Source organism: Pseudomonas sp. LBUM1655 (assembly GCF_059716085.1).
This window is the reverse complement of record NZ_CP166801.1, coordinates 936,566-961,080: the sequence shown is the minus strand read 5'-3', so window position 1 is coordinate 961,080 and position 24,515 is coordinate 936,566. Positions and strand designations below refer to the sequence as shown.

Here is a 24,515-nt window from a genome sequence, read left to right as displayed (position 1 = left end):
TCGGTTACATCAGTAGCGGGGCAAGACCGCACGACGGAAGCGTGCAAAAACGCGACATTTTTAGTTGATCTCACGCCCCTCACGCCCTAAAGTTCGCGCCGAACGTCCATGCTGGAAACGATCCATCCGGCTCAAGTACTGACGACGAGACAGCAAGGCCAAGGGAAAGAAGCTGCATTTCCCATGGCCTTTTTGCTTTCGGCGACATGCCTTGGGAAGTAGGCGAACCAAAGTGGGGATACGGAGGACGTTCATTTGCACCCATTGTTTTTATACGTTTGCCCATAGGAGCTCCCAGCATGTCGATCAACGTCGAAGATTATTTCGCGCGCGCCACTTTTGACAAAATGAAGGCGTTCGCCGACAAGCAAGAAACCCCGTTCGTGGTGATCGACACCGCGATGATCAGCCAGGCCTACGATGACCTGCGCGCCGGTTTCGAATTCGCCAAGGTCTACTACGCGGTCAAGGCCAACCCGGCGGTCGAGATCATCGACCTTCTCAAAGAGAAAGGTTCGAGCTTCGACATCGCCTCGATCTATGAGCTGGACAAAGTGATGGATCGCGGCGTCAGCGCCGACCGTATCAGCTACGGCAACACCATCAAGAAATCCAAGGACATCCGCTACTTCTATGAGAAGGGCGTGCGTCTGTTCTCCACCGACTCCGAAGCCGACCTGCGCAACATCGCCAAGGCTGCGCCGGGCTCGAAAGTTTATGTACGTATCCTTACCGAAGGCTCGACCACGGCCGACTGGCCACTGTCACGCAAATTCGGTTGCCAGACCGACATGGCCATGGATCTGCTGATCCTCGCTCGCGACCTGGGCCTGGTGCCTTACGGCATCTCGTTCCACGTTGGCTCGCAACAGCGCGACATCAGTGTTTGGGACGCAGCGATCGCCAAGGTCAAAGTGATCTTCGAACGTCTGAAAGAAGAAGACGGCATCCACCTGAAGCTGATCAACATGGGCGGTGGCTTCCCGGCCAACTACATCACCCGCACCAACAGCCTGGAAACCTACGCGGAAGAAATCATTCGCTTCCTGAAAGAAGACTTCGGTGATGACCTGCCGGAAATCATTCTGGAGCCGGGCCGTTCGCTGATCGCCAACGCCGGCATTCTGGTCAGCGAAGTGGTGCTGGTTGCACGTAAATCCCGCACCGCCGTCGAGCGTTGGGTGTACACCGATGTGGGCAAGTTCTCCGGCCTGATCGAAACCATGGACGAGGCGATCAAGTTCCCGATCTGGACCGAGAAAAAAGGCGAGATGGAAGAAGTCGTCATCGCCGGCCCGACCTGCGACAGCGCCGACATCATGTACGAGAACTACAAGTACGGCTTGCCGCTGAACCTGGCGATCGGTGATCGTCTGTACTGGTTGTCGACCGGTGCGTACACCACCAGTTACAGCGCAGTTGAGTTCAATGGCTTTCCGCCGCTGAAATCGTTCTACGTGTAACGCACACACGCCGAAATGCAAAAAGCCCATGACGTGTCATGGGCTTTTTCGTATCCGCCGATCCCCTACAAGGATTGCGCGTAGCGTTGAGAATATTGGTTGGCCATGGCCTGGATTCTAGGATCCGTTGCGCTCGCCAGCGTCTGACTCGCTACTCGCAGGAAATTCAGGTTGCCACCGGCCAAGGCCTTCTCAAGCCAGAGAATGGCTTCATCGACATTGCCCTCATCCGCCAACACCGCCGCGTAACTGAACTGCCCACGAAAATCTCCGCCCTCAGCCGAACGTCGATACCACTCACGCGCCGCTGCCGGATTCGCTGGGCACACCTGCCCTTCTTCCAGATATCGCCCGAGCAAGTTCATCGATTTCGCATGGCCCGATTCGGCGGCACGCTGATAAAGCGCAAACGCCTGAAGATGATCCGCAGCCACGCCTCGTCCGGTCGCCAGCAAATTGGCCAGGTTATACATCGCCCAGTCCAGCCCTGCCTCGGCGGCCATTCGATAATGTTGCGCCGCAACCGCGGCATCCACTGCACAACCCCAGCCATGCTCGTGACAACGGCCGAGCATATTGCGCGCCATCAGATGCCCTCGCCCCGCAGCGATGCCGAACCAGCGCAGCGCCAGCGTTTGATCCTGGGCAATGCCTCGGCCGTCGAGCAGGATCTGCCCGAGCAACGCCTGCGCCTCTAGGACACCCTCACCCGCCGCCAGCAAAATCGCCTGTGCCGCACGGGCAGGGCTCTCTTCGAGCATGGCGCTGAGCTGCTCAACGTTGAGGACTTCTTCGCGGCGCAGATGAAAACTCATACCTCGACCCAGCGACGCAGCAGGTTGTGATAGGTGCCGGTGAGGCGGATCAGCGACGGGTGATCAGGCATGTCCTGGGTGAGCTGCTGGATCGCCCCGTCCATCTCGAACAGCAACGCGCGCTGACTGTCTTCGCGCACCAGACTTTGCGTCCAGAAGAACGACGCATACCGCGCGCCGCGAGTGACTGCATTGACCTTGTGCAGGCTGGTGCCGGGGTACAGCACCATGTCACCGGCGGGCAGTTTCACCCGTTGGGTGCCGAAGGTGTCCTGGATTTCCAGTTCGCCGCCGTCGTAATCCTCAGGTTCGCTGAAGAACAGTGTTGCCGACAGATCGGTACGCACCCGCTCGATGCTGCCCTTGGGCTGGCGCACGGCGTTGTCGATGTGGAAATCGAAACTGCCGCCAGCCGCGTAGCAGTTGAGTAACGGCGGGAACACTTTGTGTGGCAGCGCGGCAGACATGAACAGCGGGGTTTGCCACAGCCGTTCAAGCATTGCCGCGCCGATTTCCTTGGCCAGCGGATGGCCTTCAGGCAGTTGCAGATTGTGCTTGGCCTTGGCCGACTGGAAGCCGGCGGTGATCTTGCCATCGGCCCAATCCGCTTCTTCCAGCGCCTGGCGGATACGCTGCACTTCTTCTTTCGCGAACAGGCCGGGAATGTGCAGCAGCATGGCAAACGTACCTGATGGTAAAGGGGCGCCAATGGTATTGATTCTTATTGGCCAAGTAAAACCCGCGAGACGAATGAATCAGTAAAAACCGTAAGGCTAAATTGTAAAGAATGTAAATTCAGTGCGAATAACAATGTTTCGCAATTGATACGAATAACTGTTTACCATATATTCCGCGACCTCAAATCCTTGGGGAGGGGAATAAAAATGGCACGTCAACACGCACAATTACCGGTCAGTTCACCACGCTTGCTCGCCTCTGCAATCGGCGTGGCAATCACCGCTGGCTCCGCCGGCCACATGGTGTTCGCCGCCGAAAAGACCGACAGCAAAGCTGCCGGCAATGCCATCGCCCTGGACGCCACGTCGATCACCGGCGAAGCCCAGGACGCGACTTCCTATCAGGTCGAGAAAGCCTCCTCGCCCAAGTACACCGCACCGCTGGTCGACACGCCGCGCTCGGTGACTGTGATTCCACAACAAGTCCTCAAGGATACCGGCGCCCTGAACATGCAGGACGCGCTGCGTACCGTGCCGGGCATCACCTTCGGTGCCGGTGAAGGCGGCAACCCGCAGGGCGACCGTCCGTTTATCCGTGGCTTCGACGCCCAGGGCGACACTTACCTGGACGGCGTGCGCGACACCGGTTCGCAGAGCCGCGAAATCTTCGCGGTGGAAAACATCGAAGTCAGCAAGGGCCCGAATTCCGCCATCGGCGGTCGCGGTGCGGCCGGCGGCAGCATCAACCTGGTGAGCAAGAAAGCGCACCTGGGCAACTCGTTCGACGGTGGCTTCACCTGGGGCTCCGACCAGACCCAGCGCTACACCCTCGACGGCAACTATCAGTTCAGCGACACCGCTGCCGGCCGTCTGAACCTGATGAGCCACGAGAGCAACGTCGCCGGTCGCGACAAGGTCGACTACGACCGCTGGGGTATCGCGCCATCGCTGGCCTTCGGCCTGGGCACCGACACCCGCGTCAACCTCGATTACTACCATCTCGAAAGCAACGACACCCCGGATTCGGGCGTGCCTTACACGCTGTCGAATCCGCGCACCAAGTCCAATCCGGACAAGCCCTACGCCGGCGGTGATGACAGCAACTTCTACGGTCTGGATCGCGACTTCCGCAAGGGCCGCACCGACACCGCGACCTTCGCCATCGAGCATGACCTGAGCGACTCGCTGACGATCAAGAACACCCTGCGCCACGGCACCAGCATGCAGGACTACATCCTGACCCAGCCGGACGACAGCAAAGGCAACGTCAACAACGGTAGCGTCTGGCGTCGTGCGAACACTCGCGTGAGCAACACCGAGACCACCACCAACCAGACTGACTTGTTCGGCAACTTCTACGTCGCCGGCTTCAAGAACAGCTTCTCCACCGGCGTGGAATACACCCGCGAGGAAAGCCAGAAATCCTCGTACAACGTCAACACCGATACCACGCCGCGCACCACTGCCGCGTCCACCAACTGCACCCCTTCGATGATCGGCGCATCGAGCGGCTACAACTGCACCTCGCTGTCGAATCCGAACCCGAACGATCCGTGGAACGGCGCGATCTCGCGCAACTACGCCGGCACCGACACCAAGGCCAACACCTACGCGCTGTATGTGTTCGACACCCTGGAATTGTCCGAGCAGTGGCTGGTGAACATGGGTCTGCGCTACGACCACTTCGACACCGAGTACAAGACCTACACCGCTGCTGGCGCCACCACCTCCAAGGGCGATGACACCAGCGAGTTCGTTACCGGTCAGTTCGGCGTGGTCTACAAGCCGGCGGAAAACGGCAGCATCTATGCTTCTTACGCCACCTCCGCCACACCGCCGGGCAACACCCTCGGCGAAGGTCAGGAAGGCAACCCACTGGGTGGCACCCCGGATCGCAGCGGCAACCTGCTGAGCAGCGACATGGAGCCGGAAACCACCAAGAACTACGAAATCGGTACCAAGTGGGATCTGCTCAATGATCGCCTGTCGTTGACCGCCGACATCTTCCGTACCGAGAAAGAAAACGCGCGTGTGCAAGTCGATACCACGTCGTACGAAAACGCCGGCAAAACCCGCGTGCAAGGTATCGAACTGTCGGCCAGCGGCAAGATCACCGACAAATGGCAAGTGTTCGCCGGTTACGCCTACATGGACAGCGAGCAAGTTGATGGCGGCGCTTTGAACCGCGCCACCGACGGCAATCAACTGCCTAACACACCGAAAAACAGCGCCAGCCTGTGGACCACTTACCAAGTCACGCCGAAGCTGACCATCGGTGGCGGTGCGTTCTATGTCGACGACGTGTTCGGCAACGTGGCCAACACCACCATGGTCGACTCCTATGTTCGCTACGACGCAATGGCCGCTTACAAGCTGACCAAGAACGTCGACCTGCAACTCAACGTGCAAAACCTGACCAACGAAACCTATTACGACAAAGCCTTCTCGACCCACTTCGCCAACCAGGCGGCGGGCCGTACGGCACTGTTGAGCACCAACTTCCACTTCTAAGGAACCTGTAGGAGCTGCGGTACGCTGCGATCTTTTGATTCTGCTTTTGATGGTGAAAAACAAAGATCAAAAGATCGCAGCCTTCGGCAGCTCCTACAGAACAGCAAGCCCCGTTCATTAGATTGAACGGGGCTTTTGTGCGTAATCAAAGAAGCTCTCGATAACCCACGGCATAATGTGCGCCGTGATGACAATTTCCGAACGGACGGCGAGTGACGTGTTGAAGAAAACCCTGTTCCAGTTGCACTGGTTTTTTGGCATCACTGCCGGCCTGGTGCTGGCCCTGATGGGCATTACCGGCGCCGCCTATTCGTTTCAGGACGAGATCCTGCGGGCGCTGAACCCGTCGGTGTTGCAGGTGGAAAAACAAGTTGCCGGCGTGCTGCCCCCCGTTGAACTGGTAGAACGCATCGAAGCCACCTCGGGCAAAAAAGTCTCGATGCTGTGGGTCGAGACCGACAGTGGCAACGCCGCGCGGGTGTACTTCACCCCGCCCAAAGGCGAGCGCCGTGGCGAGATGCGCTACTTCGATCCATACACCGGCGAGTTCATGGGCAATGCCGTGGGTCAGGACTTCTTCGGCCTGATGCTGCAGTTGCACCGTTTCCTCGCCATGGGCGACACCGGTCGCAACATCACCGGCGCCTGCACCCTGATCCTGTTGTTCTTCTGCCTCTCGGGCCTTTACCTGCGCTGGCCGCGCCAGTGGAACAGCTGGCGTGTGTGGCTGACCCTCGACTGGAAGAAAAAGGGCCGCGCCTTCAACTGGGATCTGCACTCGGTAGCCGGCACCTGGTGCCTGTTGGTGTATCTGCTGCTGGCGCTGACCGGGTTGTCGTGGTCTTACGAGTGGTACAACAAGGGCCTGACCAAACTGCTTTCCGACGCTCCGCAAAACGAACGCGTGCGCGGTGGTCGCGGGCCTGCGCCGGAGGGGCCGGCACCCACAGCCGACTACGCCGCGATGTGGAGCAGCATCTACAGCGCCGCCGGTCCAGGCCTGTCTGCCTACAACATCCGCATGCCGCCCGTGGCTGGCCAACCGGCGACGGTGTTCTACCTGCTCGACAGCTCGCCCCATGATCGTGCGCTGAACCAGATCACCCTCGACCCGGCCACCGGCATCGTCAAACGCGTCGACCGCTACGCCGACAAGAGCTTCAAGGCGCAACTGCTGACGAGCATTTATGCACTGCACGTCGGCAGCTATTTCGGTCTCATCGGGCGGATCATCATCACTGTCGCCGCCATATGCATGCCGCTGTTTTTCATCACCGGGTGGCTGCTGTATCTGGATCGTCGGCGCAAGAAGAAGCAGATCAAGGATGCGCGCAAAGGCCTCGCACAACCGGCCGGCGATGCTCCGGCGTGGCTGATCGGCTTCGCCAGCCAGAGCGGTTTTGCCGAGCAACTGGCCTGGCAGACCGCCGGCCAATTGCAGGCCGCCGGGTTGCCGGTGAAGGTGCAGCCGCTGGCCAATGTCAGCGAACAGGATCTGCGTGATTCAACCAACGCGCTGTTTGTCGTCAGTACCTTCGGCGACGGCGAAGCGCCGGACAGCGCCCGTGGTTTCGAACGCAAGGTGCTGGGCAAAGCCTCGACACTCGACAGCCTGAACTACGCGGTGCTGGGTCTGGGCGATCGTCAGTATCAACACTTCTGCGGGTTCGCCCGTCGTCTGCACCAATGGTTGAGCGAGCACGGCGGCAAGACCCTGTTTGCCCCGGTGGAAGTCGATAGCGGCGATCCGTATGCCCTGCGTCACTGGCAAACCCAACTGGGCCAACTCACCGGGCAAGCACCGGTCGACACCTGGCAGGCGCCGAGCTACGACAACTGGACGCTGGTCCACCGTGAACTCATGAACCCGGACAGCAGCGGTTCGCCGGTTTATCTGTTGGGCCTGAGCGCACCGAATACCAGCAGTTGGCTGGCCGGTGATCTGGTGGAAGTGCTGCCACGTAACTGCCCGTGGATCATCGAGCACTTCCTCGACGGCCTCGGCATTCGTGGCGAGACCACGGTGAACATCAACGGCCTCGAAGAACCGCTTGATGTGGCACTGGCCTCGCGCCAACTGCCCGAGCATCGCGCGCATCTGGTGGGTCTGCATGCGCAGGCGCTGGTCGATGCCATGGTGCCGCTGGCCATGCGCGAATACTCGATCGCCTCGATTGCCGCCGACGGCTTGCTGGAGCTGATCGTGCGTCAGGAACAACACAGCGACGGCAGCCTCGGCGTCGGCTCCGGCTGGTTGACCGAGCATGCGCCGGTGGGTGGCAGCATCAGCTTGCGGGTGCGCCGAAACAGCGGTTTCCACCAGCCGAATGAACCGGTGCCGATGATTCTGATCGGTAACGGCACCGGCCTTGCCGGGTTGCGCAGTTTGCTCAAGGCGCGGATTGCCGACGGTCAACAGCGTCAGTGGTTGCTGTTTGGCGAACGTAATCGTGAATACGATTACCTGTGCCGTGCGGAGCTGGAAGAGTGGTTGATCAATGGTGATCTGGAGCGGCTGGATCTTGCGTTTTCGCGGGATCAGGCCGAGAAGATTTATGTGCAGGATCGGTTGCGTGAGTCGGCTGATGAGTTGAAGCAGTGGCTGGCCGACGGTGCTGTCATCTATATCTGTGGCAGCTTGCAGGGAATGGCATCAGGCGTGGACCAGGCACTCAACGAAATCCTCGGCGCCGCCGAAGTTGAACGGCTGATCGAACAGGGCCGTTATCGCAGGGACGTTTATTGAAATCACTGAAAAGCCCCTCACCCTAACCCTCTCCCGGGGGAGAGGGGACTGATTGGGAGATGCCGGAGAGTTACGCCGACCTGAACGCTCTGTGCCGAATCCATAATCGCCTTCGCGCGCTGTGCCAGATCCATTTCGCCATCCGCGTCTGTACCAAATCCATAATCGACTCGGTCTTTCAGGTCGATGTACAACCTGAAACAACTCCGTAGTCCCCCTCTCCCCATGGGAGAGGGCTGGGGTGAGGGTCGTGAACTACAGTGAAATCTCAAGCCCCTTCACAAGGATCGTGAAGCATGCCAAACCGCCCCACACTCGCTCAATTCGCCCGCCATTTACGCACCCGCCAAACCGATTGCGAACACCTGCTCTGGCAAAGAATACGTTCGCGCCAAATCGCTAATCTCAAGTTCCGCAGGCAATTCCCCTGCCCGCCCTATGTGCTGGATTTTTATTGCGTCGAATTGAAACTGGCCATCGAATTGGACGGCGGTCAGCACTATGAAACGGCGGGTGTGATTCACGACCAGCGTCGGACGCTGTTCCTTCAACGTCAGGGCATTGAGGTTGTGCGGTTTAGCAATCTGGAAGTGATTCAGCAGATGGGGGATGTGCTGGAGCAGATCATCAGGATTGCGGAGGGTCTGAAAAACCCCTCACCCTAGCCCTCTCGAAACGTCGGACCGCCCAAAGGGAGAGGGGACTGATTTGGGGGATGCTACAGAGTTACGCCGACCTGAAAGCTCTGTGCCGAATCCATAATCGCCATTCGCGCGCTATGTCAAATCCATAATCAACCTGAAACTGCTTCACCAAATCCATAATCGACTCGGTCTCTCAGGTCGATGTATAACGCCAGACACCCCGGTCGGCCCCCTCTCCCTCAGGGAGAGGGCTGGGGTGAGGGTAGCTTTTGACTCCCCCCATCTCAAACCGGCTGCAACTTCTTCTCAAACACCGCCACCCCATCCAGATCCCGCAACACCACGCTCATCTCCCCGCTCTGCCCTTCAATATTCACCTCGCCAAAAAACTGAAACCCGGCAAATGGTGAAGTGTTCTGTGCCGGCGGTGCCTTCTCGAACACCACCTCAGGCCCAAACGTCTTATCCAGCGGATTAGGCCCAAAACTCCCGGCGTTCAACGGCCCCGCGACAAATTCCCAGAACGGTTCGAAATCCTGAAACGCCGCACGATCCGGGTGGTAGTGATGCGCCGCGCAGTAATGCACGTCTGCCGTCAGGAAGACAAAATTGCGCACCTGTTGCGCTCGCAGATAACCGAGCAATTCAGCTATTTCCAACTCACGTCCCTGCGCCGGCCCCGGGTCACCGTTGGCCACTGCTTCCCAGCGCGCCACGCCCGGACTTACCTCGCCATCAGGCACACCAAGACCAATCGGCATGTCGGCGGCAATCACCTTCCATTGGGCTTTCGATTTCTTCAAGCCACGCTTGAGCCAGTCCAGTTGCTCACGCCCCAAGAACGGTTTCGCCGCCCCGAGGTTGTCGTCGTTGGCTTCTCGATAACTGCGCATATCCAGCACAAACACATCGAGCATCGGCCCATAACTGATCTTGCGATAAATCCGCCCGCCACCGTCGGCCGTCTGTAAACGCATCGGCGAATATTCCAGCCAGGCCTTGCGCGCACGCCCGACCAGGGTGTGGATATCTTTTTCCTGATAACGCTCGTCGAGCTGTTTGCCGGGTGACCAGTTGTTGACCACTTCATGGTCGTCCCACTGCCAGATCTGCGGCACTTCGGCGTTGAAGCGGCGGATGTTTTCGTCCAGCAGGTTGTAGCGGTAGTTGCCGCGATAGTCGTCGAGGGTCTGGGCGACTTTGCTCTTGGCTTCGGTGGTGATGTTGCGCCACACCCGACCGTTTTCGGTGGTCAGCTGGGCCGGCACCGGGCCGTCGGCGTAGATGGTGTCGCCGCTGTGGATAAAGAAGTCCGGCAGGCGCAGGCGCATGGCTTCGTAGATGCGCATTCCGCCGATGTCCGGGTTGATGCCGAAGCCCTGGCCGACGGTGTCGCCGCTCCAGACGAAACGAATATTGCGCCGCGCCGTCGGGGCGCTGCGCAAGTGGCCGAGCCACGGTTCGCTGGCCACACCGGTGCGGGCATCTTTGAAGTACACGCGATAGAAAATCGCCTGATCGGCGGGCAGCCCGGTGAGCTCAATACGGGCGGTGAAATCGCTGTGGGCATCGGCCAGCGCCGAGACGACGCGGCGTGGGTTGCGAAACTGGCTGCGGGTGTCCCACTCGACCACCATCCGCGCCGGACGATCGCTGCGGCTCCAGATCATCGCGCGGTCGCCTTGCAGGTCGCCGGACTGCACGCCATCGGTGAGTTGCGGACGATCCTTGACCGACGCAATCACCGCCGGCGCCAGGCTCGGCATCAACATACCGGCGCCGACGACTTGCATGACACGCCGGCGGCCCACATTGAAATCGCTCATGCTGTTCTCCCTGAAAAAAGGAAAACTAAAGCACGCGATGATGAATCCGGCATGACAACACATCCTCCTGTGGGAGCGAGCCTGCTCGCGAAAGCGGTGTGCCAGTCAACATCCATGTCGCTGGCAGATTGCATTCGCGAGCAGGCTCGCTCCCACAGTTTTTGTGGTTTCAGGCCTTGGCGGGTTCCATTGCCAGCTCCACGGCTTCAGGCCGTTTGACCGTCGCGTAAACCACCGCCGTCAACAAACTCCCCGCGACAATCGCCAGCAAATACAGCAACGCATGATTGATCGCATTCGGGATCAGCATGACGAACAAGCCACCGTGCGGCGCCATCAGTTTGCAGCCGAAGTACATCGACAACGCACCGGTCAGCGCACCGCCAGCGATGCTCGCCGGGATCACCCGCAATGGATCTTTCGCGGCAAACGGAATCGCCCCTTCGGAGATAAAGCACAGCCCCAGTACGAAGGCAGCCTTGCCGGCCTCGCGTTCGGTTTGGGCGAACTTGCGCCGGGCGATGAACGTGGCAATGCCCAGACCAATCGGCGGCACCATCCCGGCCGCCATGGTCGCGGCCATCGGCGCGTAACTCTGCGAGGCCAGCAGCCCCACCGAGAACGCATACGCGGCTTTGTTGATCGGCCCACCGAGGTCGACGCACATCATGCCGCCGAGCACGATCCCAAGCAGAATCGCGTTGGTGGTGCCCATGCTGTCGAGAAACTGCGTGAGCGCCGCGAGCATGCCCGCCACCGGTTTGCCGACCACGTAGATCATCACCAGGCCGGTGAACAGACTGGCGAACAACGGGATGATCAGAATCGGTTTCAGCGCCTCAAGACTTTGCGGCAACGCGACATAACGACTGATCGCCTTGGCCGCATAACCGGCGATAAACCCGGCGACGATCCCACCGATAAACCCGGCGCCCAAGGTGCTCGCCAACAGGCCGCCAATCATCCCCGGCGCCAGGCCTGGACGGTCGGCAATCGAGTAGGCGATGTAACCGGCCAGCAGCGGCACCATCAGCTTGAACGCGGTCTCGCCGCCGATCTGCATCAGTGCCGCCGCCAGCGTACCTTCCTCTTTGAACGCGGTGATGCCGAAGACAAACGACAACGCGATCATCAAACCACCCGCCACCACCATCGGCAGCATGTACGACACGCCGGTCAACAGGTGTTTGTAGACGCCAGTTTTCTCCGACTTGGCCGGTGCCTTGCCGTCGCTGGCGGCGCTTTCCTGCTGGCCTTCGGCGAGGGCTTTTTTCAGCGTGGCTTCGGATTGCTTCAACGCAATGCCGGTGCCGCAGCGGTAGATTTTCTTGCCGGCGAATCGCTCGGTGGCGACGTCGATATCCGCCGCCAGCAGCACCACGTCAGCCTCGGCAATCGCTGTCGCGCTCAGCGGAGTTTTCGCGCCGACCGAGCCTTGGGTTTCGACCTGCAATTCATAGCCCAGACGCTTGGCCGTTTGCTGCAACGCCTCGGCCGCCATGAAGGTGTGGGCGACGCCGGTCGGGCACGCGGTGATGGCGACGATGCGTGGCGCACGCTGCGCAACGGCAGCCGGGGCAGCTGCGCTGGCGACATAAATTTCGGCTTCTTCGGCACCACGACGCAGCACCGCTTCGACGTCCTGAAGGGCTTGCGCCGGGGCAATCTGAAAGACCCGTTTGCCGACGAAACGCGTCATGTCGACGTTACCGGTGGCGACCAGCAACACCCACTCCGCCGCTTCGATGGTCGCTGCCGACAATTCACGTTCCGGGTGCGCCGCGTCGACCACTTCGACGCTGGTGCTCCAACCCTGACGCTGGGCCGCCGCATCGAGCAAACGGGCGCACAGCACACTGGTGACCATGCCGTTGGGGCAAGCCGTAACAATGGCTAACTTCATGACAAACCCTCTTATTGTTCTGTCAGGGGGCGCACGCGCACGCCCTGTTCGAGCTGCGCCAGTTGCGCGGCGTCGTTGATGCCAAAACCGATCTGAGTCACCGCCATTGCGGCAATCGCCGTGGCCGTGCGCAAGGTTTGCTCCGGCGTGTCGGCACTGAGCAAACCGTGGAGCATGCCGGCCAACAGTGAATCACCGGCACCCACGGTGCTGGCGACGCTGACCTTTGGCGGCGAGGCATGCAGCGCCGAGCCGACGCTGAACCAGTTCACGCCGTCGGCGCCGTGGGAGATCACCACGTGTTCGATGCCTTGCCCATGCAACTGCGCCGCTGCGTGCGCCTCGGCGGCGTGGGAAACCACTTCGCAACCGAGCGCATCGGCCAACTCTTCCGTGTTCGGTTTGATCAGCCACGGACTGGCCTTGAGCGCTTCGCGCAATGCTTCGCCGCTGGAATCGAGGGCGACTTTCAGGCCGAGGGAATTCAGCCGTTCGATCAGTTCGCGCAACCACTGTGCAGTCACGCCGCGCGGCAGACTGCCGGCGACCACGACCGCGTCGTGCCCCGGCGCAATCTGCACCAGACGATCAAGCAATGCCTGCTGCGCCGCTGCATCGACCACCGGTCCCGGGCCGTTGATGTCGGTGATACGGCCATCGCGCTCGGCGACTTTGATGTTGCTGCGCGTTTCGCCCGGTACACGGACAAACGCATCGACAAAGCCACGCTTGGCGAACAGGGTCTCGAACGCTTGCAGATTGTCTTCGCCGAGAAAGCCGCTGACTGTCAGTTGATGGCCGAGGTCGGCCAGCACCTGCGCGACGTTCACGCCTTTACCGGCAGCATGGGTGTGCATCTCATCGCTGCGGTTGACCTGACCGGCAGCCAGTACCGGCAGCTCGACCGTGAGGTCCAGCGCCGGGTTGAGGGTCAGGGTGAGAATCTTGGCCATTACAGGGCCTCCACTAATGCACGCACTTCATTGGCGCTGCCCACGATGAGGGCTTGTTGAGCAAGGGTTTGCGCCTGGGTCAGGCTGATTTCGCGGATGCGTGCTTTCACTTCGGCAATGCTGCGGCCGGACACGCTCAGCTCATCGACACCGAGACCGACCAGCACAGGTACTGCCAACGGATCGGCTGCCAGCTCACCGCACACGCCGACCCATTTGCCATGGGCATGGGCCGCACGCACGGTGATGTCGATCAGTTGCAGCACCGCCGGGTGCAAGCCGTCAGCCTGGGCCGACAGCGTCGGGTGACCACGGTCGATGGCCAGGGTGTATTGAGTCAGGTCGTTGGTGCCGACGCTGAAGAAGTCGACTTCCTTGGCCAGCACCGGCGCGAGCAACGCGGCGGACGGCACTTCGATCATGATCCCCAGTTGCAGATCGGCGACCGGGATTTCCAGACGCAGACGTTCGGTCATGTCGCGGGCCTGACGCCACTCTTCGACACTGCCGACCATCGGGAACATGATCCGCAATGGGCGGTTATCCGCCGAACGCAGCAAGGCACGCAATTGCGCTTCCATGATCTGCGGACGCTGCAAGGTCAGGCGAATGCCGCGCACGCCGAGGAACGGGTTTTCTTCCTTGGCAATCGGCCAATAGGGCAGCGGTTTGTCACCGCCGACATCCAGCGTGCGCACCACCAGCGGTCGACCAGCGAGGCCGTCGAGGACGCGGCGGTATTCGGCTTCCTGAGTCGCCTCGTCCGGCGCCTGCGGGTGGGCCATGAAAATCAGTTCGGTGCGCAGCAGACCGATGCCTTCGGCGCCCTGCTCCACCGCACTGATCACACCGGCGCTTTCGCCGATGTTGGCGAACACTTCTACCGCGTGACCGTCGGTGGTGTGCGCCGGTTGATGGCGTTGTTCGGCAGCAGCCTTGAGGCGTTGTTCGCGGGTGTCGCGTTCTTCGGTGGCGCGTTGCAGGGTCGCCGCATCGGCGTCGACATGCAGACGACCGCGTTGGCCGTCGAGCAGCAACGGCGTGCCCGGCGCCAGCAGCAACACCGCTGCACCTGCACCGACCAGCGCCGGAATGCCCAAGGCACGGGCGACGATGGCGCTGTGCGCGGTGGCGCCGCCGCGAGCAGTTAGAATCCCTGCCACTCGCGCCGGATCGAGCCGCGCCACGTCGGACGGGCCGACTTCGTCCATCACCAGAATGTACGGCTGCTCTGGCTCGTTCGGCGTCTGCACGCCACATAGTTGCGCCAGCACCCGGCGGCCGATATCACGCAGATCCGCCGCCCGTTCGGCGAGCAAGGCGTCCTGCAGCGATTCCTGCTGTTTGGCTGCGGCTTCAATCACTGCCATCCACGCCGCTTCGGCGCTTTCGCCTTGCTTGAGGCGCGTGTCGACTTCGTCGGTCAGTTCCGGATCGTCGAGCATTTCCTGGTGGGTGATGAAAATCTCGCGAATGGCTCTGGCTTTGCTGCGTTCGATCAAGCCTTGAATGTCGCTGCGCACATCGCTCAGCGCTTGCTTGAGGCGCTCGCGTTCGACGGCGGCGGACTCGCCACGCAGCGGGTATTCGATGGTTTGCTGCACTTGAATGTGCGCCGGGCCGATGGCGATGCCCGGCGCAGCGGGAATCGCTTGCAACTGAGTGCCGGACGCCGGAGCGATCACGACTTCGGCGATATCGGCGATGACTTCGCGTTGCTGACTCACGGCCGGTAATGGCTCGACCTCTTCGCCAAGACCTTCTTCGATGGCCGCAAGCAATGCCGGCAACGCATCGGCAGCGATGCTTGGCTCGGCGATAAGCTCCAGCACCTGACCACGACGGGCGCCGAGGCTGAGCAGTTTGCTCAGGCTCTTCACCGACACGGCGCTGTCCTGACTGTCGACGATGCGTACACGAATCTCGCCGTCAAAACTCTTCGCCAGTTGCGCCAGGATTTTCGCCGGACGCGCGTGCAAACCATGGGCGTTGGCCAGCGCGATGCGTGCGCTCGGCCAGTCGGCAGGCAACTCGCCGCCGAGCACTTCAAGGACTTTGCGGCTGCTGGTGGCGCGGCCCAGTTCATGGCCGCGACCTTCGATCAACAATGCGCAGAGGCGTTCAAGCAGCGCCTGATGGGCTTCGCCAAGGCTGGCCAGGCAGAACAGACCGCTCAGCGGTTGACCGAGGTAGCGTATTGGCTTGTCCGGGGTGACGAAGGCCAGCCCCGGACGCTTCACGGTTTGTTCGCTGTGCAGCCACCACAAACCATCGCCCAGCGGCAGCGCTTCGACTTGCTGCAACACGCCGGCAAAACCGTTGCTCACGCAATCAGCCTGACGCAGCAGACGCGCCCCCCGCCAGACCAACTCTTCGAAATCGTCGGCAGCGACACCGAGGCCGATCATCTGTGCGTCCAGCGCCAATTCCTGCGGCGCGCCTTGCAGCAGTTTCAGCAGCGCTTCGGGGGAACTGGCGCGACGCAGGGCCTGGCCCAGATCGGTCTCGCCGAGGGCACGGGTCAGCAGTTGTAACAGGCGCAGGTGTTCGTCGGATTTGGCGGCGATACCGATGGCCAGATAAACGATCTGGCCGTCGCCCCAATCCACGCCCTCGGGAAACTGCATCAGGCGCACGCCTGTGGCGAACACCTGATCGCGGGTTTCGGGCGTACCGTGGGGAATGGCAATACCTTGACCGAGAAAGGTCGAGCCCTGGGCTTCTCGGGCCTGCAATCCGGCGAGGTATCCGTCGGCGACCAGTCCATCGGCGACCAGATGATTGGCCAGCAATTGCAGAGCAGCGGGTTTATCCACAGCCGATTGGCCCATGGATATCTGCTCTATAGTGAGCTCGAGCATGCGATCTCCTTTTTGGCACATGAAGGCGCCAGGTATTGTTTTGGATGGTTGCAGCTTAGGCGCTTGTCAGCCTCCTTTTCAGGGGCAGTTTTGGCGGTTTCACGGCAGAACCGGCCAAAAGCGTCTAAAACGTAGAAAATACGCTTGCTGAAACGTTTAATCTAGATTGATCGGCACGTTACTCGATAATGTCTCATCGTTGAAGTCCAACTTGTCGGATGCGTTGCGACAATGGTCGTCTGCCCGAATCGGGTAGGATTGGCGAAAATCTCGCCGTACGCTCGAAAAAACAAGGAAATACCGGGTTGAAACTCAGTGATATCGCGCGGTTGGCCGGAGTGTCCGTGACCACCGCCAGCTACGTCATCAATGGCAAGGCCGCACAGCAACGCATCAGCACCGCCACCGTCGAGCGGGTGCGTGCGGTGGTTGAGCAACACGGCTTCACGCCCAATCCACAAGCCGCCGGGTTACGCAGTCGGCATACCCGCACGCTGGGCTTTATCCTGCCGGATCTGGAAAACCCCAGTTACGCGCGGATCGCCAAACTGCTGGAACAAGGTGCGCGGGCGCGCGGCTATCAGTTGCTGATTGCCAGCTCCGACGATGCGCCGGACAGCGAACGCCAACTGCTGCAACTGTTCAAGGCGCGCCGTTGCGATGCGCTGATCGTCGCCAGTTGCCTGCCGGCCGGGGATGACAGTTACCGCCAGTTGCAGGCCAAGGGCCTGCCGATCATCGCCATCGACCGGGTCATGGAACCCGAGCATTTCTGCTCGGTGATCAGCGACGACCGCGAGGCCAGCCTGCACCTGACCCAGAGCCTGCTCGATCCTCAGTTGAAGCAGATCGTCCTGCTTGGCGCCCGCCCTGAGCTGAGTATCAGCCAGGAACGTACCGCCGGCTTCAAACAGGCCCTCGTCGATTTCAAAGGCGAAGTGCTGGTCGAGCATGCCGAATCTTTCAGCCGCGAATGTGGCAAGCAATTGATGGAAGAACTCCTGCAACGTCTGGGGCATTTACCGGACGCGCTGGTGACGACTTCCTACGTGCTGTTGCAGGGCGTGTTCGACGCGTTGCATGACTTCCCGCTCAAATCCCGTCCACTGCGCCTCGGCACGTTCGGCGACACGCAGTTGCTCGACTTCCTGCCGCTGCCGGTCAACGCCATGGCCCAGCAGCACCAGTTGATCGCCGACAAGGCGCTGGAACTGGCACTGGCCGCCGTCGAACAGTCGGAATACAAGCCAGGCGTGCAAGCCATCGCGCGTACCTTCAAGCAGCGTATTCACCGGGACTGAACCGTGGAGCTGATCGACAGCCACACCCACCTGGACTTCCCCGACTTCGACGCCGACCGTTCGCAGTTGCTCGCCGAAAGCCGCGCCCTCGGGGTGCGGCGGATGGTGGTGCTGGGGGTCTGTGAAGGTAATTGGCAGCGGGTGTGGGATCTGGTGCAGAGCGATCCCGAGTTGTACGCGACGTTCGGTCTGCACCCGGTTTACCTCGATCAGCACCGCCCCGAAGATGTAAAGGCACTCGGCGACTGGCTGACGCGGCTGCGCGGTCATCGGCAGTTGTGTGCGGTGGGTGAGATCGGTCTGGACTACTTCATCGAAACCCTTGACCGCGAGCGCCAGCAGGCGCTGTTCGAAGCGCAACTGCAACTGGCGGCGGACTTTGCATTACCGGCGCTGATTCATGTGCGCCGCAGCCACGCGGCGGTGATTGCCACGCTCAAACGTTTTCGTTTGAAGCGGGCCGGGATCATCCACGCCTTTGCCGGCAGTCGCGAAGAGGCGCGCGAGTACATCAAACTCGGTTTCAAACTGGGTTTAGGTGGCGCGCCGACCTGGCCGCAGGCACTGCGCATGCATCGGGTACTGGCGGATCTGCCGCTGGATTCGATCGTGCTGGAAACCGATTCACCGGACATGGCGCCCGCGATGTTTCCCGGTCAGCGCAACAGCCCGGCGCATCTGCGAGCGATTTGTGCAGTGCTCGCGCAACTGATGAATATCAGCGCGCAGCAATTGGCTGCTACCAGCACTGCCAACAGCTGCGAAGTGTTCGGCTGGTAAGTTAGCTGCGTACACGCTACACGCGGAAGGCGCTGATCAGCTGTTTCAGTTCCACCACCTGCGCCGACAACGCCCGACTCGCATCTTCAGTCTGATGCGCGCCCTGCGCCGTGCGTTCGCCGGCACGGTTGATCTCGACGATGTTCTGGTCGATGTCATGGGCCACCGCTGTCTGCTGCTCCACCGCAGCGGCAATCTGCTGGTTCTGATCGACGATCATGCCCACCGCGCCAAGGATGTTTTCCAACGCCTGCTGAACCTTCTCCGACTGCCCGACCGTGCCGTTGGCCATCTGATGGCTGATGCCCATGGCCTTCACCGCCGCACCGACGCCGCCGTGGAGCTTGGCGATCATCTGCTCGATTTCTTCGGTCGACTGCTGCGTGCGTTTGGCCAACGTGCGCACTTCATCCGCGACCACGGCAAAACCGCGCCCCTGTTCCCCGGCGCGAGCGGCTTCGATCGCAGCGTTGAGTGCCAGCAGGTTGGTCTGTTCGGCGATGCTCTTGATCACTTCCAGTACGCGGCTGATCGACTGGCTGTCACTCGCGAGTTGATTGATCACCCGCACCGATTGATCGATCTCGCTGGCCAGCGCGGCAATGCTGCCCTGCTGCGACTCCACCAGACCACGACCATTGACGGTCTCGTCATTCACGCTGTGGGCGCTGCTCACCGCCGCTGCGGCACTGCGCGCCACCTCCAGTGAGGTCGCCGACATCTGGTTCATCGCCGTCGCCACTTGTTCTATCTGCGTGCGCTGCCCGGCAACGGCCTGATTGCTTTGCGCCGAGACGTTTTCAACCTGCGCGGCCTGACGTTCGACTTCGCCAACGGTGTGGCCAACGCGCTCGATCAAGTCGTGAATTTTCCTCACCGTGCCATTGAACACTTCGCCCAATTCACCCAGCTCATCGCGGCTGCTGGCCTTGAAGTTGACGGTCATGTCGCCGGCCGCAACCTTGTCCATCATCGCGCCAAGGCGTTTGAGTGTGGTGCGAGTCGAGGCGTAGAAACCGCCGTAGAGATAGAAAATCAGCACAAACACCACCGACAACGCCACAGCTTGCAAGACCATGTGCGTGCGGTTTTGCGCCAGACGCTGCTGCAGTTGCGTGTCGAGGAATTTCAGGGAGGCTTCGTCGAGCTGGTAGGTCTTGTCGATCAGCCCGGTGATCTGGTCGTAAAAGGCCTGCCACGGTGCGTCGAGGGTGTCGGCCATCACCACTTGCTCTTCGAACAATTCGCTGGCCTGTTTAAGCGACGCTTTACTCGTCTCGGCCTGAGCGCTGAGTGTTTCGTGCGCCGCTTTGCTGGAACCGAGGGCGTCTTGAAGCTTCAGGCCATATTCAGCTTGAAGCTTTTCGATCTGCACCAGCAGCTCATCAAAACGGGTGCTCGACGAACTGTTGAGAAAACCCTGCCCCAGCGAATACGACCCCATCGCCCGGCCTTCGCCGAGGGTCTGGGTAACGGCCGGTGTTATCAAGGTAACGAGTTCGCTGAGCTGACGGATGTCACCCTGATTGTCGCGACTCAGGCCAGCCTGACCGGTGATGATCTGGCTGAAAATCTGCGCACTGGCCAGCAACTTGCCGATCAAGGCACTTTTGCTTTGCAGGGAGTTTTCCGCTTGCTGGGCTTTGAACGCGGCAATCATTTCATCGCGTTTACCGTCAAACACTTTGATCTGCTCAGGATCGACGGTCATTGCCGTCAGCCCTTGCAGGCGCGCCAGAACAGCTTGTTCGAGGGTGGTGATCTGCGCTTCGACATTGCCAGCCTTGCCGGACTGGCCGAGGGTGACGTTGATCTGCACCAGGTTGTTGAGGGTTTCCAGATCCCGACGCAGGCTCAGGCTGCTGCCCAGCAGTTCGAGGCTTTGCAGCTCGACGCGGGTGCCCTGAAATTCGCGATAGGAATCGCGCACCAGATAGAAATTGGTCACCAGCATCGGCACCAGGAACAGCACGCTGATCAGGCTGAACTTCATGCCGAAGCTCAGACGGTTCATCAGCGAGACGGCGGGATAGAGCAAGCTCTTCACTGGAAGTCTCCCTTGGTTTTTCTTGTTTTTATTGGCAGGCGCGCAGAGACAGCAGATAGCCACCATCGGGCGCTATCTCTGTATAGCTCAAATCGGAGGGAGGTTTTGTAACTTAAGGTTAACGGTGGCGTGTGCCGAGGGAGTTTGCTCCCTCGGCACCATCAATCAGTGAATCAGCACCGTCCACAAGGCAAACCCGGCATACCACAGCACCGCCGCGCGCAGCAGCAATTCCCACAGGCAATCGAGGGTGTTGATGCCTTCAGGCCCAACGGCAGGAGCCGGGATCTCCCCCGCTGCCAATCCGACCTTGTTGATCAGTTGCGCAGCACTGATGTTCCAGTTCAGCAACTCATGCAGCATCACTCGGCTGACCGCGACGAAGTTGCCGACCAACGCAAAACTCGCCGCCAGCAAGCGCACAGGCACCCAGTCGAAGGCGTGGCGCAGTTGCGCGGCACGCTCGACCAGCGCCGGGTTCTGACCGTGCTCTTCGGCCAGCGCCAACAAGCGATAGGCCAGGGCCGCCACCGGGCCGAGCACGAAATACCAGAAGATCACCGCGAAGAAGCTCTGGTAGGCCTGCCACAACAGATGCCCCTGCACCCGGTCGAGCAATTGCTCGCCGCTGTCGGCACAGATATCCAGATCACGCTTGGCCACATGCGCCGCCGCTTGCAGATCCTCGCGCCGCCAGGCATCGCGGAACGGCCCGAGCCCGCCGAGCAAGTCACCACGCCCCAGGCTGTAAATCACCACCAGCAAATGCACCGGCAGGGCCAGCAGGCCGTATGCCACGGGTTCCAGCACAACCAGCAACAGACCCAGCAACGCCAACGGCAGCAACACCAGAATCGTCAGCACCAGCCAGGGCTGTTTGGCCAGACGCTCGCTGCTTTCGAGTTTGTTCAGTTCGCGGATCCATCCGCCATCGCGTTGAACCCGATGGCGCAAGGCCGAGAATTTCTCGATCCAGACCGCCAGCAGTAACACCAGAAAACTCATTGTCCTTCCTCTTGTGCCAGGGCCGCGCGGTAACGCGCCCAGTCGAATGCCGGGCCAGGATCGGTCTTGCGCCCGGGTGCAATGTCGCTGTGTCCGCAAATACGTGCGCCGGTGATGGCCGGAAATGCGCTTTGCAACTGGCGGGTCAGCACGGTCAGCGCCTGATACTGCGCGTCGGTGAACGGCAGATCATCGGTGCCTTCAAGCTCGATGCCCACAGAAAAATCGTTACAGGTTTCGCGCCCCTCGAACATCGACACGCCCGCATGCCACGCCCGCTCAAGACAGGAGACAAACTGGGTGACCTTGCCGTCACGTTCGATCAGAAAATGCGCAGAGACCCGCAGGTCGGCAATCCCTGCAAAGTAGGGATGTTCGGTGACATCCAGACGATTCTGGAAAAATTCCTGCACCTTGCCGGTGGCGAACTGCGCTGGTGGCAGGCTGATGTTGTGGATCACCAACAGGGAAATTTCGCCCGCAGGGCGTTCATTGAAGTTGGGCGATGGGCAGGCCTGCACCCCGTGACACCACCCGCTAGCGGGATCCAACTGCATACCGATTCCTTCAACGCCGACTGTGTTGGCGCCCAGTATGCCGTGATCGGCCCCCGGCGCGCGATCACTTGGCGCGATTGAGTCGTCGCAGATTGCCGAGCACCGACTCCAGCGCGCGGTCGAACAGCAGGGTGTCATCGAGCGCGCGTACCGCACCGCGCTGGAATTCAAGGGCCAATCCGATGCGGCTGCGCTCCAGCACTTTCATCCCGGTGCGGTCGACAAAGACGTATTTGTCGGTGACGTCGATGATCGCCGCGAGTTTGCAGCGCAGGGTGTGTTCATCTTCTTCCTGAAACACTACCCAACTGCCCATACGCAGTTGATCGACCTGTTGCAGGCCTGCTTCGTCGCGGGACGAGCGCGCCGATGCCAGCGCCATCACGCCTTCATCTGAGGTTTGCAACCGGATCTGCTGCGACACCTCGATCAGCGCCGGCGCCGCTTCATCGGCCACAGTTGAAGGTTCAAGCACCCGTACGTGAAGCGCTTCCAGCTCGCTGAAGAATTCGCTGGTGGCAAACGGATCGAATGCCGATCTGCTCAAACCATCACGCAGCGATTTCAGCAACCCCGGTACCAGCGCCAACAAACGCATGCCGGACTCGGTATCGTCATGACGCTGCACACTCCAGATCAGTTGTTCCAGAGTCTGCACATCAGCCTGCCACTCGGCAGACTGCTCGCCATGCTTGAGACCAGTCAGCAGCAGCACTTTGCTCCAGGCGTTCTGGACGAATGTCACCACCGACGGTGGCAGGACTTTGCCCAACAGTGCCTGATTCAAAGCTTGCTCGACCCGTCGACGGGCCAGCTCGGTTTTCGCCCGACCTTCTTCGGCGTCCCGCAGACGCTGTTCGAGCAACTCGCTGCGACGGCGTTCATCACTGGTGAAGGCGAGGAAGTCGGCGAGCAATTCGGAAAAAATCGCCGGATCATCGATAAAGTCTGTGAGCAAGCGCTGCACCACCTGCTCGATTCGCAGGTACAAGCTGTCACGCGTCTCACCGTCGCAATCACCCCAACCCATCGCCGCTTCGGCAATTTCATTGAGCAAGCGACGCGCCGGATGGCTGCTGCGACTGAAGAAACTCTTGTCGAGCACCGCCACCTTGAGCATCGGAATCTGCAAACGGGCGATCAGTGCCTTGAGCGAGTCCGGGACATTGCGATCGTCAAGAATGCAGTCGAACACCATGGCAATCAGGTTGATCACGTCTTCATCAGCGCCGCCGACGATCCGCGATTTGCCACTTTTGACGCTGACCCGCGTAAGCAGTTGTTCAAGTTGGTTACGCAGGTCGAAGTCGTCCTGTGAAGCAAGCGCCGGCACATATTGCTGCAAGTGCGAGAGCAGGCGCAGCAGGTCGCGGGTGGAGATGGGTTGAGCCGCAGCGCTCGACTCCAGAATCGGCGCAACGCTGCCGCGCACGTGCAACAGCAACTCCTGCAACGCGGCAAAGACTTCCTGCACACCTTCGTCTGCTGGCGGCGGATCGTTACTTTCTTCGCTGTTCACGTCGGCCACTGCGCGATCGATAGCGCGGCGCGCGGGCACCGGTTTCAATTCGGGCAACACGCCGGTGGCGCTGAGCAACTGATTGGCTTCGGCATACAACTGTTCGGTGTCCGCCAATACATAGCGTTCGAACAGTTTGAGCAGGATCAGCTTGACCTTGATCTCCACGCCCAGGTTGCGCCCGGCCTAAAGGAAATATTCACAGAGCAGCGCCGGACCGAGCGGGTTGTGCTGGTCGTGGAGGGGATTGCCGAGCAATGCACTGAGACGCGCGGTCAGTTGATCGAGCGCGAAGCCATCACGCTTGAGCACGCGGCCGACCATGGTCTCTACGGCCACATTGCGCTCCATGTCATCGGTGCGCGGCGCGGATTCTTCGTATAGCAAAGTGCGCGGAAGCGCGTTGTGCGCAGAATCGTTTTGAGTGAGGCCGACAAAAGCCTCGAAGAACTGCTCAAGAAAGCCGCGCTCGATGTTTTTGCGCTTGAGGCGCAGGTCGCGCATGGCTTCGAAGAAAATGTTCTGTTCGACGTCGTTGCGCGCCCGGTCGGCCATTTCGAACAGGGTGTCGTCGGCGTTGTCGAACAGCTCCTGCAGACCGTGGCGCAATTGCTGAGCAGCCTTGTCGCGAACCTGAAGCAGAATCACAGGCAGGCGGGCGAGCGGCGAATGATTCGCCTGATCGGTAGCGGCCTTGTGCAAAGGCACTACTTTCCCGTCTTTGTGCATCCAAGCCTCCTGAAACGGTGATTCTTTCGTTGATCAGCAACATCGATGGCAACGTCAAAGCTATGACGTCAAACGCAAGGCGAATTATCTTGCAAAAGTTATCCCCGGCGCCATAGGCGTCAGGGTTTCCCCTATGCCCCGGACACCTTCCACTGACCACGTGCGAACACTGTTTGCT

The 24,515-nt window shown here is 60.5% G+C and carries 15 protein-coding genes and 1 pseudogene; 6 read left to right on the top strand and 10 right to left on the bottom strand.

Features of this window, described 5'->3' with window-relative positions; translation table 11 throughout:
* Positions 1-299: 299 nt before the first annotated feature.
* Positions 300-1,463: a type III PLP-dependent enzyme gene (locus ACA074_RS04130; RefSeq protein WP_010213203.1), complete on the top strand. Its 1,164-nt coding sequence runs from the start codon at positions 300-302 to the stop codon at positions 1,461-1,463.
* Positions 1,464-1,528: 65 nt separating this feature from the next.
* Here the strand turns inward: ACA074_RS04130 and ACA074_RS04125 are convergent, their stop codons facing one another.
* Positions 1,529-2,278 (bottom strand): tetratricopeptide repeat protein, encoded by a 750-nt coding sequence (locus tag ACA074_RS04125; RefSeq protein WP_497616412.1) that lies wholly within the window; start codon positions 2,276-2,278, stop codon positions 1,529-1,531.
* Positions 2,275-2,955: a Fe2+-dependent dioxygenase gene (locus tag ACA074_RS04120; protein WP_497678496.1), complete on the bottom strand. Its 681-nt coding sequence runs from the start codon at positions 2,953-2,955 to the stop codon at positions 2,275-2,277. Before ACA074_RS04120 ends, ACA074_RS04125 begins: the two co-directional genes overlap by 4 nt.
* 207 nt (positions 2,956-3,162) lie before the next feature.
* Here ACA074_RS04120 and ACA074_RS04115 point away from each other — a divergent pair, with 207 nt between their 5' ends.
* The 3 genes from ACA074_RS04115 (at position 3,163) to ACA074_RS04105 (ending at position 8,877) form a co-directional block, all read left to right on the top strand.
* A complete protein-coding gene (locus tag ACA074_RS04115) occupies positions 3,163-5,466 on the top strand; it encodes a TonB-dependent receptor (protein ID WP_497678495.1) in 2,304 nt (767 codons plus the stop codon).
* Positions 5,467-5,683: 217 nt separating this feature from the next.
* On the top strand, positions 5,684-8,212 hold the full coding sequence (locus ACA074_RS04110; RefSeq protein WP_497679308.1) for a PepSY domain-containing protein: 2,529 nt from the start codon (positions 5,684-5,686) through the stop codon (positions 8,210-8,212).
* A 296-nt stretch (positions 8,213-8,508) separates the two neighbouring features.
* Positions 8,509-8,877, top strand: coding sequence for an endonuclease domain-containing protein (locus ACA074_RS04105; RefSeq protein WP_497678494.1), 369 nt, complete (start codon positions 8,509-8,511; stop codon positions 8,875-8,877).
* Between the two features lie 263 nt (positions 8,878-9,140).
* Here the strand turns inward: ACA074_RS04105 and ACA074_RS04100 are convergent, their stop codons facing one another.
* The 4 genes from ACA074_RS04100 to ptsP all read right to left on the bottom strand — a co-directional run bounded on the left by ACA074_RS04100 (position 9,141) and on the right by ptsP (position 16,399).
* On the bottom strand, positions 9,141-10,682 hold the full coding sequence (locus tag ACA074_RS04100) for an alkaline phosphatase D family protein (RefSeq protein WP_497678493.1): 1,542 nt from the start codon (positions 10,680-10,682) through the stop codon (positions 9,141-9,143).
* Between the two features lie 169 nt (positions 10,683-10,851).
* Entirely contained in the window at positions 10,852-12,585 is a 1,734-nt protein-coding gene (locus ACA074_RS04095; protein WP_497678492.1) for a PTS fructose-like transporter subunit IIB, read from the bottom strand.
* Positions 12,586-12,596: 11 nt separating this feature from the next.
* Positions 12,597-13,538 carry a 1-phosphofructokinase gene (gene pfkB, locus ACA074_RS04090; protein WP_187676732.1) on the bottom strand — a complete coding sequence of 314 codons (942 nt, stop codon included), beginning with the start codon at positions 13,536-13,538 and terminating at the stop codon, positions 12,597-12,599.
* Positions 13,538-16,399 (bottom strand): phosphoenolpyruvate--protein phosphotransferase, encoded by a 2,862-nt coding sequence (gene ptsP, locus ACA074_RS04085; RefSeq protein WP_497678491.1) that lies wholly within the window; start codon positions 16,397-16,399, stop codon positions 13,538-13,540. The genes pfkB and ptsP overlap by 1 nt, the downstream gene beginning before the upstream one ends.
* Before the next feature lie 305 nt (positions 16,400-16,704).
* On the opposite strand from ptsP, the gene cra reads away from it, so the two are divergent.
* Both cra and ACA074_RS04075 read left to right on the top strand, forming a co-directional pair.
* Positions 16,705-17,700, top strand: coding sequence for a catabolite repressor/activator (gene cra / locus ACA074_RS04080; protein WP_497616400.1), 996 nt, complete (start codon positions 16,705-16,707; stop codon positions 17,698-17,700).
* A gap of 3 nt (positions 17,701-17,703) precedes the next feature.
* A complete protein-coding gene (locus tag ACA074_RS04075) occupies positions 17,704-18,480 on the top strand; it encodes a TatD family hydrolase (protein ID WP_497616399.1) in 777 nt (258 codons plus the stop codon).
* Positions 18,481-18,496: 16 nt separating this feature from the next.
* Here the strand turns inward: ACA074_RS04075 and ACA074_RS04070 are convergent, their stop codons facing one another.
* The 4 genes and pseudogenes from ACA074_RS04070 to ACA074_RS04055 all read right to left on the bottom strand — a co-directional run bounded on the left by ACA074_RS04070 (position 18,497) and on the right by ACA074_RS04055 (position 24,337).
* Positions 18,497-19,201 carry a methyl-accepting chemotaxis protein gene (locus ACA074_RS04070; RefSeq protein ID WP_410457990.1) on the bottom strand — a complete coding sequence of 235 codons (705 nt, stop codon included), beginning with the start codon at positions 19,199-19,201 and terminating at the stop codon, positions 18,497-18,499.
* Positions 19,202-20,692: 1,491 nt separating this feature from the next.
* On the bottom strand, positions 20,693-21,532 hold the full coding sequence (gene ampE, locus ACA074_RS04065; RefSeq protein WP_489879257.1) for a regulatory signaling modulator protein AmpE: 840 nt from the start codon (positions 21,530-21,532) through the stop codon (positions 20,693-20,695).
* Positions 21,529-22,089, bottom strand: coding sequence for a 1,6-anhydro-N-acetylmuramyl-L-alanine amidase AmpD (gene ampD, locus ACA074_RS04060; protein ID WP_187676726.1), 561 nt, complete (start codon positions 22,087-22,089; stop codon positions 21,529-21,531). The genes ampE and ampD overlap by 4 nt, the downstream gene beginning before the upstream one ends.
* A gap of 64 nt (positions 22,090-22,153) precedes the next feature.
* A pseudogene (locus ACA074_RS04055) lies at positions 22,154-24,337 on the bottom strand (DUF1631 domain-containing protein).
* Positions 24,338-24,515 lie beyond the last annotated feature (178 nt).

Excerpts from the sequence above, each read along its gene's own strand:
- ptsP (WP_497678491.1), bottom strand. The coding sequence starts at position 16,399 with ATGCTCGAGCTCACTATAGAGCAGATATCCATGGGCCAATCGGCTGTG.
- ampD (WP_187676726.1), bottom strand. The coding sequence starts at position 22,089 with ATGCAGTTGGATCCCGCTAGCGGGTGGTGTCACGGGGTGCAGGCCTGC.
- ACA074_RS04130 (WP_010213203.1), top strand. The coding sequence starts at position 300 with ATGTCGATCAACGTCGAAGATTATTTCGCGCGCGCCACTTTTGACAAA.
- ACA074_RS04120 (WP_497678496.1), bottom strand. The coding sequence starts at position 2,955 with ATGCTGCTGCACATTCCCGGCCTGTTCGCGAAAGAAGAAGTGCAGCGT.
- ACA074_RS04105 (WP_497678494.1), top strand. The coding sequence starts at position 8,509 with ATGCCAAACCGCCCCACACTCGCTCAATTCGCCCGCCATTTACGCACC.
- ampE (WP_489879257.1), bottom strand. The coding sequence starts at position 21,532 with ATGAGTTTTCTGGTGTTACTGCTGGCGGTCTGGATCGAGAAATTCTCG.
- ACA074_RS04115 (WP_497678495.1), top strand. The coding sequence starts at position 3,163 with ATGGCACGTCAACACGCACAATTACCGGTCAGTTCACCACGCTTGCTC.
- pfkB (WP_187676732.1), bottom strand. The coding sequence starts at position 13,538 with ATGGCCAAGATTCTCACCCTGACCCTCAACCCGGCGCTGGACCTCACG.
- ACA074_RS04070 (WP_410457990.1), bottom strand. The coding sequence starts at position 19,201 with ATGTCGGCGACCTCACTGGAGGTGGCGCGCAGTGCCGCAGCGGCGGTG.
- ACA074_RS04100 (WP_497678493.1), bottom strand. The coding sequence starts at position 10,682 with ATGAGCGATTTCAATGTGGGCCGCCGGCGTGTCATGCAAGTCGTCGGC.
- ACA074_RS04095 (WP_497678492.1), bottom strand. The coding sequence starts at position 12,585 with ATGAAGTTAGCCATTGTTACGGCTTGCCCCAACGGCATGGTCACCAGT.
- ACA074_RS04125 (WP_497616412.1), bottom strand. The coding sequence starts at position 2,278 with ATGAGTTTTCATCTGCGCCGCGAAGAAGTCCTCAACGTTGAGCAGCTC.